Here is an 11,309-nt window from a genome sequence, read left to right as displayed (position 1 = left end):
CCCCCCCCCCCCCCCCCCCCCCCCCCCCCCCCCCCCCCCCCCCCCCCCCCCCCCCCCCCCCCCCCCCCCCCGGGACCAGCACGACCACCTTCTCCTGGTCACCCACCACTACGAGCCCGAGACGGGCGCCCCGCAACGCCGCTGGGGTGCGCTCGTGCCCCGCCTGGTCGACGCGGGCTTCCGGGTGACCGTCCTCGCCCCGCCTCCGCACTACCCGGCCGGCGTGCTCGACCCCGAGCACGCCCACCTCCGTCCCGGGCTCGTCCAGCGCGGCCGCCACGGCGAGCGGATCCTGCGCGTGCGCTACCGCGAGCACTCGTCCTCCCTCGTGTCCCGCACGGCCGACCACGTGGTCGCCGCCGCCCACTCGGTCGTCCTCGGGTGGCGGCACCTGCGCGCCCGGGTGCACCGCCCGACCGTCGTCGTCGGCACCGTGCCCGGCATCCCCAGCATGTTCGCGGCGTGGGCCCTCGCCCGGCTCTTCCGCGCCCGCTTCGTCGTCGAGATGCGCGACGCGTGGCCCGACCTCATCCGTCCGGCCGGCGTCGTCGCGGACGGCTCCGGGCGTCGGGCGCGGGCCGCCGTGGTCGCCCTCGCGCACCGCACGATCGTCCGGCTGCAGACTCGCAGCGACCTCGTCGTGACGACGACGGAGACGTTCGCCGGGATCGTCGAGAGCCGGGGCGCGCCGAACGTGGGCGTCGTCCGGAACGGCACGACGTTCACGGACCGGCTCGCGGACGAGGTCGACGACGAGGTCGAGGCCCTGCCCGACGACGACGCCCACCGCCTGGGCTCGGACCGGCCGCTGCGAGCCGTGTACGCGGGGACGATCGGCCGGTCGCAGGGCCTCGAGGTCGTCGTGGAGGCCGCCGCGGTGCTCGCCGCACAGGGTGTCCCGCTCGAGGTGCGCCTCGCCGGCGCGGGGGCCGACGTCCCGCACCTGAAAGCCCTCGCCACGACGCTCGGTGCACCGGTGACGTTCCTCGGGCGTGTGCCCCACCCGGAGGTCCCCGCGCTGTACGCGTGGGCCGACACCGTGCTGGTGTCGCTGCGCGACTGGGAACCGTTCGAGTGGACGGTGCCCTCGAAGCTCTACGAGACGATGGCGACGCGCCGGCACGTCACGGCGTGCGTCGCGGGCGAGGCCGCGGAGCTCGTGCTCTCCCTCGAGGCGGGCGACGTCGTCCCGCCCGGGGACGTCGAGGCGCTCGCCGCGCTCTGGGCCGGTTTCGTGGCCGCTGGCTCGGTCCCGGAGATCGGCCCGGCCGCCCAGGAGTGGGTCTCCCTCAACGCGGACGACGACGCGCTCGCGGCCCGGTACGTCGAGCTGCTCGACGGGCTGCGTCGATGAGGTCGGCGTCACCGCGCGACGCCGTCCGCGCCCTCGTCCTCGCGCTGTCCTTCGGGGCACGCGCCGTCGTCGACGACCCGGTGTGGCTCGCGATCCAGGCCGCGCGGCGCGCGCCCGCCCGGGTCCGGCGCGGCGCGGTGCGCCTGCTCCTCGTGTCGCGCGACCCGTCCGCGCGCCGCGCGCTCGGCCTCTTCCTCGACGGCTCACCCGACGACGCGGCCCGCACCGTCGCCGCGGTGCTCCGCGCGCCCGCGCCGCGGCTCGCTCGCCGCGTGGCCGCCGAGGTCGCCGTCGCGGTCGGCCACCCCGAGCTGCTCGACGGCGTCCCCGACCCCGGACCCGCACGGCTGCGCGCGCTCTGGCAGGCGGGCGACGTGGACGCGCTCGACCGCGCCACGGCGTCGGGCCGCGGCGAGCGTCGCGCCCTCCGCGCGCTCCGCGCCCAGGTCCACGCGCTCCGGCCCGACCCCCCGGCCACCCGGACCGCGCCGCACCCGGCGCGCGACGACGTCGGGCAGCCGCGCGTGCTCCACCACCTGACGAACTCGCTCCCCCACACCCAGAGCGGGTACACCCTGCGCAGCCACGCGATCCTCCGCGCGCAGCACGAGGACGGGCTGGCCGTGACCGCGACGACGCGCGGCGCCTACCCGGTGACGATCGGCGTGCTCGGCGCGGGCGCCGCGGACGTCGTCGACGGCGTGCGCTACGAACGGCTGCTGCCGTGGGTGCTGCGGGGCGACCCGGCGCGGCGCGCCGAGGTCGAGGTCGACCTGCTGGTGCGCGCGGCGCGGAGGCTCGCGCCCGACGTCGTGCACGCCACCACCCCCCACACGACCGGCGCGGCGGCGCGCGCGGCCGCCCGACGCCTCGGCGTGCCGTGGGTGTACGAGGTGCGCGGCCTGCCCGAGGAGACCTGGGCCGCGTCGCACCGCACGCCCGACGCGCGGCGCGCCGCCGAGGCGTCGGGCCGCTACGCGCTGATCCGGGCCAAGGAGACCGAGCTCGCGCTCGCCGCGGACCACGTGGTGACCCTCAGCGAGACGATGCGGACCGAGCTCGTGGGGCGCGGCGTGCCGGGCTCCCGCGTCACGGTGGTCCCCAACGCGGTGCCGACGTCGCTCCTGGGCACGACGCACCCGTCGCCCGACGCCGCCCGCGAGCGCCTCGGGATCACGGTGCGCGGGCCCGTGGTCGGCACGGTGAGCAGCGTCGTCGACTACGAGGGCCTCGACACCGTCCTGCGCACGGTCGCCGCGCTCCGGGCTGACGGCGTCGACGCGACCGCGCTCGTGGTGGGCGACGGCGTCGCGCGCCCCGGCCTCCTCCGCCTCGCCGACGAGCTGGGCCTCGGCGAGCACGCGCTCCTCCCCGGGCGCGTGCCGCGCACCCTCGCCTCGACGTACCTCGCGGCGCTCGACGTCGTCCTCGTCCCGCGCCGGGACGACCGCGTGACCCGCCTCGTCACCCCGCTCAAGCCGGTCGAGGCGATGGCGGTGGGCCGGCCGGTGGTCGCGAGCGACCTGCCCGCGCTGCGCGAGGCCGTCGGCGACGCGGGGCGCCTCGTGCCCGCGGGGGACGTCGCCGCCTGGGCGGCCGCCGTCGCGGACGTCCTGGACGACGACGAGGCCCGCCGTGCCATGCTGGCGCGCGGTCGCGAGCTCGCGGCCACCCGGACGTGGGGCGCGAGCACGGCCCGGTACCGCGAGGTGTACGCCCGAGCACTGGCAGGGGGAGAGCGATGACCGCCGCCCTCCCACGTCGTGCGCCGGGCGCCGTCGGCGTGGACGACGCGGTCGTGGCTCCCTACGGGGCGCGGACGCACCGCCGGGATCCTAGGATGCCGCGATGACCGGAGAGACGAGCACCACCGAGAGCAGGTCCCCCCGCGGCGACCTGTACTCGATGCTGTTCGCGGGTGCGCCGTCGACGACGGAGGTCGTGTCCGCGGGCCGTCTCACCCGCGTCGGGGCACGCCCGCCGCTCGGGGTGTACCTGGGGCAGCTGTGGAACCGCCGGCACTTCCTGTGGGCCGAGGCCCGCGCGAAGGTGACGAGCGGGACGCGCGAGAACCTGCTCGGCAGCGTGTGGCTCGTGCTCAAGCCGGTGCTCGACGGGTTGACGTACTTCCTCATCTTCGGACTGCTGCTGCAGTCCTCGCGGGGGATCGACAACTTCCTCGGTTTTCTCATCGTCGGGGTGTTCCTCTTCTCGTTCACGACACGGGGAGTGACCGGTGGCGCGAACTCCGTCCGGGGCGGACGCAACCTCATCCGGGCGTTCGCCTTCCCCCGGGCCGCCCTGCCGATCTCGGTGATCCTGCGCGGGATGCTCGACATGATCCCCGTCCTCGCCGCGATGGTCGTGATCCTCGCGGTCCTTCCACCCGCAGAGGTGTTCACCTGGCGGGTGGTGCTCGTCCCGGCCGTTCTCGCGCTCCAGGTGCTGTTCACGACCGGGCTGGCGCTGTTCCTGGCACGGTGCGTCGCGGTCGTCCCGGACCTCAACCAGCTCATCAGCTTCGCCATGCGGCTGTGGCTCTACGGGTCGGGAGTCTTCTTCTCCTACGACCAGTTCATCGACCACCCGACGGCGCTCGCCCTCATGGAGGCGAACCCGATGTTCATGGTGCTGAACATGGTCCGCGACTGCCTGCTGTACGGCGTGACGCCGGCGCTGTCGTCGTGGCTCGGGCTGAGCGCCTGGGCGGTCGGGACGCTCCTCGTCGGATTCCTCTTCTTCTACCACGGGGAGGAGTCCTATGGCCGAGCCTGACCCGTTCGCGTCCGCGACGGTCGCGGTCCAGGACGTGCACGTGCGCTACCGCGTCCCGTCGACGGACGCCGCCGAGCGTCGGCGATCGCACCGGCTCGTCCGGGCCGCGAAGACCGTGCTCGGCCAGCAGCCCATGGTGCTCGTGCGGGCGCTCTCGGGGATCTCGTTCGTCGCCCGCTCGGGCGAGCAGATCGGCCTCGTCGGCCAGAACGGCTCCGGCAAGAGCACCCTGCTCCGGATCATCGCCGGTCTCGAGCGACCCGCGCGGGGGCGCGTGCTCGCCGAGAGCACGCCGGTGCTCATCGGTGTGAACGCCGCGCTCGTGCCCGACCTCTCGGGCGAGCAGAACGTCCGCCTGGGTTGCCTCGCCATGGGGCTCACCCCGGAGCAGACCGAGAAGGCGATCCCCGAAGTCGTCGAGCTCGCCGGGCTCGGCAAGTCGATCTACCTCCCCATGAAGACCTACTCGTCCGGCATGGGCGCGCGCCTGCGGTTCGCCATCGCGACCGCGGCGAACCCGCACATCATGCTCATCGACGAAGCCCTCGCCACCGGCGACGCCGCGTTCAGGGAGCGCAGCGAGGCACGCATGCACAGGCTGCGGGAGAACGCGGGCACGGTGTTCCTCGTGAGCCACGCGGCTCAGACCATCGAGGAGACGTGCACGCGCGCGATCTGGCTCAACTACGGCCGCCTCGTGCTCGACGGCCCGGCCGAGGACGTCGCCCTGCGCTACCGCAAGTGGGCGTGGGCGGTCTCCAAGGAGAAGCCCGACGAGGCGAAGAAGATCATCGAGGACGCCCTCGCCGAGAAGACCGAGACGCACGTCCACGTGGAGGAGCCTCCCGGGCGCGGATACCGCCCCCGGCACGTCCGCGGAAACGGCCGCGACGTGGCCGCAGCAGAGAAGGGGGAAGCATGACCGCTCGCATCATGACCGTCTACGGCACCCGACCGGAGGCGATCAAGGTCGCGCCCGTCATCAAGGCGCTCGAGGAGAGCCCCGACTTCGAGTCGGTGACCGTCGTGACCGGCCAGCACCGCGAGATGCTCGACCAGGTGAACGAGCTCTTCGGCATCGTCCCTGATCACGACCTCGACATCATGAGCCACGGGCAGACGCTGGCGCAGATCTTCGCGCGGGTGATCGAGGGGCTCGACCCGATCCTCGAGCAGGAAAGGCCCACCGCGGTCATCGTCCAGGGCGACACCTCCACCTCGACGGCCGCCGCACTCGCCGCGTTCTACCGGCAGATCCCCGTCGTGCACCTGGAGGCAGGTCTGCGTTCCGGGAACATCCAGTCCCCGTTCCCGGAGGAAGCGAACCGGAAGATCACGACCCAGATCGCCGCCCTCCACCTCGCTCCCACCGAGACCAGCCGGGCGAACCTCCTCGCCGAGGGGGTCGACGACGCCGCGATCGTCGTCACCGGCAACACCGTCATCGACGCGCTGCTCACGACGGTCGGCAAGGAGATCCGCTTCACCGACCCGCGGCTCGAGGAGCTCGCCGCGTCGGGGCGGCGCATCCTCCTCGTGACGACCCACCGCCGCGAGAACTGGGGCGGCGCGATGGAAGGGGTAGGTCGAGCGCTGGCCCGCATCGCGCGGTCGTTCTCCGACGTGGAGATCGTGCTGCCGGCGCACCGCAACCCCGTCGTGCGGGAGGCCGTCCTCCCCCAGCTCGAGGGGATCAAGAACGTCACCGTCACCGAACCGCTGCCCTACGGCGAGTTCGCGCGACTGATGGCGCTCAGCACCCTCATCCTCTCCGACTCGGGGGGCGTCCAGGAAGAAGCGCCGAGCCTCGGAAAGCCCGTTCTCGTCATGCGCGAGAACACCGAGCGCCCAGAAGCCGTCGACGCTGGCACCGTCAAGCTCGTGGGCACCGGCGAGGAGCGTGCGTTCACCGAGGTGTCCCACCTCCTTGAGGACCCGGCCACGTACGCCCGGATGTCCACCGCGACGAACCCCTACGGCGACGGTGCCGCGGCTGCTCGGGTCATTGCAGAACTGCAGCGAACGGTCGGTAGCACCAGGGCGAGGGGCGCGCGATGAGATGCCGGTCGGGGGTCTCACGCGGCCGGACGGCGGCGGTCGCCGCGTGCTCGCACGCCATCACCGCGCGCCGTCAGGGGTGGGCCGATGCCGTCCGCAGGTGAAGACCGGGTGGAGTCGAACTCCGCCACCTTGCGGGATGTTCTCGTCAGCCCGGCGCGCGCCGAGCCCAACAACCTCCCTGTCGGAGGTGTCGCTTGGCCCGCCGGAGCGCCGAGCTGGGTCCACCAGCGCCGCTACGGTGCGGTGGTCGAGCCCCCGTCTTTCGAACCCGACCACCCGACGGCGACGATCGACCGTGCTTCCTACGCTGGTTACGGCACCGCTCACTTCGGCCACTTCGTCTCGGAGCATGCGTCCAGAGTTCCGGACGCGCAGCGCTTCGAACCCCGTGGCCGATTTATCCTCGTGGCGCGACCCAAGCAGTATGGCGGCAGCGTCCCTCAGTTCGCCTACGAGGTGCTCGAATGGCTCGGAGTGTCGCCCGAACGGGTCCATGTGGTCGCAGAAGAGACGACGCTCGTCCACGAGCTGGTGGTGTGGCCGGCCCAGGAGCAACCCGGAACCACACCTTCGGAACGGTATCTCGACGTTCTCGACGACAACACGGCACGAAAGAAGCTTGCCCCGATCCGGTCAGAAGTCGTCTACGTCTCTCGATCGGGCATGCGGCACCGTGCTTCCGGCGAGGCCTACCTCGACAGAGTGCTCGCGGCCGCGGGAGTGACCGTCATCCACCCGGAGTCGCTGAGCGTGAGAGAGCAGCTCGCCCGCTACGCGGGGGCGCAGAACTTGATCTTCTCCGAAGGCTCCTCGATGCACGGACGTCAGCTGATCGGGCGCGTCGATCAGAGGATCGCGGTGCTACAACGCCGGAAGGGCGGCGTCTTCGGCCGCGATTTCCTCTCGCCGCGATGCTCGAGCCTCACGATCGTGGACGCCCTGCACTGCAGCATCCCGCTGTCATTTCGTTTCGACATGGCCGGCCCCAAGATGTGGGAGGCGTTCCCCCTGCTGGACGAGGACGCACTCCTCGATGCTCTCTGCTCTCTCGGTGTCGACCTCCGCGGCAGGTGGCGACCGGACGAGTTCGAGACAGCGGTGGCCGAGGACATGAGCGAGTGGGCGCGCTGGATTGCGCGCGCGTACCCGCGCGAAGATCCCGGACCCAAGATCGCGATGGCACTCGAAGTGCTGGAGGAATCCGGCCAGCAACGCTTCTCGCCGGCGATCTTGAGCGCGTTCGACCGGTAGCCTGCGCGGCGCTCACCTCGTGTCGGCGACCAGCCGTGCGACCGCATCCACCAAGGACGCCATGTCTCCCAGCGGCGCGGCGTACTCCAGACCGAGCTGCGAGGTCGGGCTACCTGGCTCGACCAGTGCCAGCACCGGAACGCCTGCAGCACTGTAGTCACTGAGCTTCGACGGGAGGAAGGGCTGCCGGCCTCCGAAGTCGGGCGCAATGACATCGTTGGTCACGAGCACGTCGTACTGACTCTGCAGTGCGCACGCGGTCGCATAAGGCACCCGGTCTCGAAATCTCAGCAGGTCGCGCACACCTGCCGCGGACGAAGCGGCCTGCAACTCGTGGGACGCCTCGCTGTAGACATCGAGCATCACGCGCGTCCCCATGCTCCTGAAGTGCGCCATGACCTCGAGGAGGGAACCGAGCCCACGGTTTGCATAGAAGGTTCCGAAATAGGCCATGTGCACCGTGCCATCGACTCGCTCCAGGTGCGCGGCTGGGTCTTCGTGCTTCGCATCCCATCGGATCGACGGGTGGGGGGACACCTCGGCCCGTTCCTTGAGCCGCGCGCGGAGCCAAGGGCTCGTGATCCCGTCCAAGACCACGTCACGCTGGTTCTCGTTGGTGAACACGACACCATCGGCCAGCGCGAGGGGAATGATCTCCGCCCAGTCGAAGACCTCGCGCTCGGCACTCATGACGTGCCGCGCTGAGGAGTGCACGCCGGCCACGAGGAGCCCCGCGAGAGCATCCTGCGGCACGTTCCCCGAAGGCCTTCGGCTCCCGTCGACGGTCCTGCGGAGCGGATCAGAGAACTCAGCCACCCACTCCGGCACCACCCCGAGAATCTTGAGCGCGGCCGCCAGGAAGTGCGAGTGAGCCCACATGGAACGGCTGTAGACGCACTGATGGCTCCGCCCCATCTCACGTACCGCATCGATGCCCGCCTGAGTGAAGTCGCGAACGCTCACCCATTGAGAGAAAGAGACCTGCTCGGAAAGCAGCGCGTGATCTCTCAGGAAGGGACTCGCCAGCTGCAACAGCGAGGAGTCGGTCTCCCGTATGCCGTCGAGCCGGTTCGACACGACGTCCACCGGTCGCCCTCGAGCGACGATGCGCTTCAGGGTGGTGATCGCCGAGGCGTCCGCATAGGGAGCAAAGTTGTAGGCGACGACGAGGTCGGGCTCGCTCACGACGCCGCCGCCGTCGCTGGCGCCGCTCGCCACGAGATCGCGAGGCCTACCGCCTCCAAGAGCGGCTGGAACCGCGACGCCACACGCTGAGAGACGAGAGACTCGTCCAGTACGTACGACGCGACGCCGGCAGGTTCGGCGAGGAGAGTCGCAGCCGCGAGAATCGCCGCGCCCCGGCAGTCGGATCCCGGGGGAGAGAGCGCCTCCAGCAGGGCCGCGTTCGACGGTACGTCGACCACACCTGGTCCGAAACGAGTCGCCGCGCCGCGGCTCACCGGAGCGAAGCGGAGCACGGGGGCCTCGGAGCTGCGCGCGGCGACGGCGGAGATCGTGACCTCGGCCCTGCCGCGCGGCAGGGGGAACGCGCGCCTCATGACCGGCTCGACGGAGGTCCAGGCTGGCTCGAAGGACCGCGAGATCCTCTGCGCCGTGAGCGGCGACACCTCTCGACCACATCGGACGGCCCCGGAGATCCAGGGGTGAAAGGCTATGGACCCGGCTGCCGCGAGACGATCCGGGCTCGGTGCTGCCACCGTTCCGGTGTGCACGATCAGCGACGCGACCGGCGGGAAGCCGTCGGATTCCTCCGGCTGTGCCTCCAGCACCGTCCAGTCCGAGCCCAGCTCGGACACGACGTTCTCGATCTTCACGCTACGCGCCCTTCTTCCTCGTGCACTTCGGGGACTGGGCCGAGCAGCCGTACCGACGCACCGAGAGGCAGCGTCTCGGCGGCGACCAAGAGCGCTCGGAGCTCCTGCTCCTTTCTCAGGGGACCGTAGAGAGTGAACGGTTCTGACACCGTCGACGAGATGAGCGTCCGGGAGAGCGCGTTGGCGACGCCCAGCTCGGCCGCGAGCGGGTTGGTGGTGACCGGGTCGCCCACAGCACCGGGGCCGGTCACGAGCAGCCAGTTGTTCTCCGCGAGAGAAGCCCCGTACGTCGCGCTCAGCAGGGCCGCGACCGCGTTCAGAGCGTCGAACCCCATGGTGCCGTCACCGCTGAGCATCTCCGCCTGCACGTTCGGCAAGCTCGCGGATGCCCGGACGATCCGGCGCGCGTCTGCGAAGGTCGTGCCCACCGATGCCTGCACGAAGTACTCGACCCCGCTCGATGGCTCGCGGACCACGAGAGACTGTGGTGAGCCCACCGACCCGGCCGCGACGAGCTCGGACATCGAGTCCACGGCGCCGCGGTCCGACGATCCCCACAAGAACACGTGAGGTTCCGAGAGAGACTCCAGCATCGCCCCCGCCGAGGCCACCTCGTCGTCACTGAGAGGTCGCGGCGCGTCACTCTGGTCCACGCCGAGGCTGTGCGCCCACGACGTCAACGGCGGACACTCGTCGGGCACGCTCCGGACCAGTCGCCCGATCGACCCGCACATCAGGCTGGCGGCACCGTTCTGGGTGAGGTGGTCCACGAGCTCCTTCGCCGTGGACATGTCCTCGGGGAGCGTCTCCAGTGCCGCGAGCAGCGCACGTCGTTCGAAGAGGACGTCCCCGAAGCCCAGGGGCAGTCGCTCGAACGCCCCGTCGGACGCTTCCTTCACCGAGCTCCCGAGCGTCGCGGAGATCCCGGCGACCGCGCCGCCCAGCATCTCCTCGATGCGTCGGGTGCCGTAGAACGCGTCGGCGTCCTCGATGAGCACGTACGCCCCGCGCGCTTGCTCCACGAGAGCCTTCACGTCGCGGCCGGTCGCGCTTCGCCCTTCGCTCGGCATGTCGATCTCGCGGACGCGCGCGTCGCCCGGCGACCAGGCCTCCATCCGTCGCGGGTCGGTGCCGGCGCTGGTGTCGGTGTCGGTGTACGACGGAACGAGGACCTCGATGGCGGCGACGGACTGGCCGAGCACTGACTCCAGGAGCGCCGGGCCCGGCCGCCGTCCCGTCCTGTCGCGAAGGATCAGGCTGCACGCCGGCAGCGCGACCGCGCTGATGTACTCGGAGCCTCTGAGGTTGCGAACGACCGTCTGGTCCTCCTGGTAGATCTTGCGGTTCTCCGTGACCGCACGCGCTACTTCTCTGTCGCGGTCGGAGGTACCGGGTGCGAGCGTCGGCTCGTGCCACATGTGGTAGATGCGCGCACGCTCGTCATCGAGCCACTGGATTCTCGATCCCGAGCGCCTGCATCGGGTCGCGAAATCGATGTCCTCGCCGCCGTAGGTGTGCAGACGCTCGTCCAGGCCGCGAACACGAAGGACCGTCTCGCGCGCGCTGGCGATGAACCCGCCCATCCCCCACCGTGGACGGATCTGGGCCACGGCGGAGATGTGCTCCCAGTCGATCGTCGCGGGATCGATCTCTGCGTCGGAGTATCCGCGGGGAAGATCACGACACTGAAGAATCACCACATCCTGAGGATTGCGCGCGATCGCCTCGGCCACCGCGTCGAACGTCCCGGGCCTGAAGAGCATGTCCGCGTCCGTGGCGACGACGATGTCGCCGGTCGTCGCGCTGATCCCCGCGTTGACAGCTCCCGCTCGTGACCACCCGTTGAGGGGCGCCGACCACACGTAGTCCGCACCCCACTCCTCGGCGACCCTCCGCACGTCCTCGGGACGATCGCTGCCATAGTCCGACACCACGATCTGCAGGCCACCCTCGTACGTCGTCGCGCGCAACGAAGCCAGGCAGACGCTCAGACGCTCGAGTCCCCAGTTCTTGAATCCGATGACGACGGACAC

9 protein-coding genes are annotated in these 11,309 nt (G+C 71.3%); 6 read left to right on the top strand and 3 right to left on the bottom strand.

The window, feature by feature from the left end:
• Window positions 1-94: 94 nt before the first annotated feature.
• The 6 genes from AC3WT4_RS17105 (at window position 95) to AC3WT4_RS17080 (ending at window position 7,441) form a co-directional block, all read left to right on the top strand.
• Window positions 95-1,354, top strand: a complete 1,260-nt coding sequence (locus AC3WT4_RS17105) for a glycosyltransferase family 4 protein (protein WP_492316003.1) — start codon at window positions 95-97, stop codon at window positions 1,352-1,354.
• A complete protein-coding gene (locus AC3WT4_RS17100; RefSeq protein WP_492316001.1) occupies window positions 1,351-3,099 on the top strand; it encodes a glycosyltransferase in 1,749 nt (582 codons plus the stop codon). Before AC3WT4_RS17105 ends, AC3WT4_RS17100 begins: the two co-directional genes overlap by 4 nt.
• Before the next feature lie 103 nt (window positions 3,100-3,202).
• On the top strand, window positions 3,203-4,129 hold the full coding sequence (locus AC3WT4_RS17095) for an ABC transporter permease (RefSeq protein ID WP_083385183.1): 927 nt from the start codon (window positions 3,203-3,205) through the stop codon (window positions 4,127-4,129).
• Window positions 4,116-5,051, top strand: coding sequence for an ABC transporter ATP-binding protein (locus AC3WT4_RS17090; protein WP_083385184.1), 936 nt, complete (start codon window positions 4,116-4,118; stop codon window positions 5,049-5,051). Before AC3WT4_RS17095 ends, AC3WT4_RS17090 begins: the two co-directional genes overlap by 14 nt.
• Window positions 5,048-6,187 (top strand): non-hydrolyzing UDP-N-acetylglucosamine 2-epimerase, encoded by a 1,140-nt coding sequence (gene wecB / locus AC3WT4_RS17085; protein WP_492316000.1) that lies wholly within the window; start codon window positions 5,048-5,050, stop codon window positions 6,185-6,187. Before AC3WT4_RS17090 ends, wecB begins: the two co-directional genes overlap by 4 nt.
• A gap of 111 nt (window positions 6,188-6,298) precedes the next feature.
• Window positions 6,299-7,441, top strand: coding sequence for a glycosyltransferase 61 family protein (locus AC3WT4_RS17080; RefSeq protein ID WP_167405755.1), 1,143 nt, complete (start codon window positions 6,299-6,301; stop codon window positions 7,439-7,441).
• Window positions 7,442-7,453: 12 nt separating this feature from the next.
• Here the strand turns inward: AC3WT4_RS17080 and AC3WT4_RS17075 are convergent, their stop codons facing one another.
• From AC3WT4_RS17075 to AC3WT4_RS17065, 3 genes are read right to left on the bottom strand one after another with little or no spacing between them, the layout of a single operon-like run.
• Window positions 7,454-8,626 carry a glycosyltransferase family protein gene (locus AC3WT4_RS17075; protein ID WP_492315999.1) on the bottom strand — a complete coding sequence of 391 codons (1,173 nt, stop codon included), beginning with the start codon at window positions 8,624-8,626 and terminating at the stop codon, window positions 7,454-7,456.
• Entirely contained in the window at window positions 8,623-9,276 is a 654-nt protein-coding gene (locus AC3WT4_RS17070) for a hypothetical protein (protein ID WP_074808160.1), read from the bottom strand. The genes AC3WT4_RS17075 and AC3WT4_RS17070 overlap by 4 nt, the downstream gene beginning before the upstream one ends.
• Window positions 9,273-11,309, bottom strand: a complete 2,037-nt coding sequence (locus tag AC3WT4_RS17065) for a glycosyltransferase (RefSeq protein WP_074808163.1) — start codon at window positions 11,307-11,309, stop codon at window positions 9,273-9,275. The genes AC3WT4_RS17070 and AC3WT4_RS17065 overlap by 4 nt, the downstream gene beginning before the upstream one ends.

This window comes from Cellulosimicrobium sp. EB106-03-01-XG111, from assembly GCF_058792115.1.
Note: the sequence above shows the minus strand (reverse complement) of the source record. Positions and strands in the feature narration are given on the sequence as shown.

Bases quoted from the DNA above. Each gene is read 5' to 3' on its own strand.
- AC3WT4_RS17100 (WP_492316001.1), top strand. From the start codon at position 1,351: ATGAGGTCGGCGTCACCGCGCGACGCCGTCCGCGCCCTCGTCCTCGCG.
- AC3WT4_RS17095 (WP_083385183.1), top strand. From the start codon at position 3,203: ATGACCGGAGAGACGAGCACCACCGAGAGCAGGTCCCCCCGCGGCGAC.
- AC3WT4_RS17090 (WP_083385184.1), top strand. From the start codon at position 4,116: ATGGCCGAGCCTGACCCGTTCGCGTCCGCGACGGTCGCGGTCCAGGAC.
- wecB (WP_492316000.1), top strand. From the start codon at position 5,048: ATGACCGCTCGCATCATGACCGTCTACGGCACCCGACCGGAGGCGATC.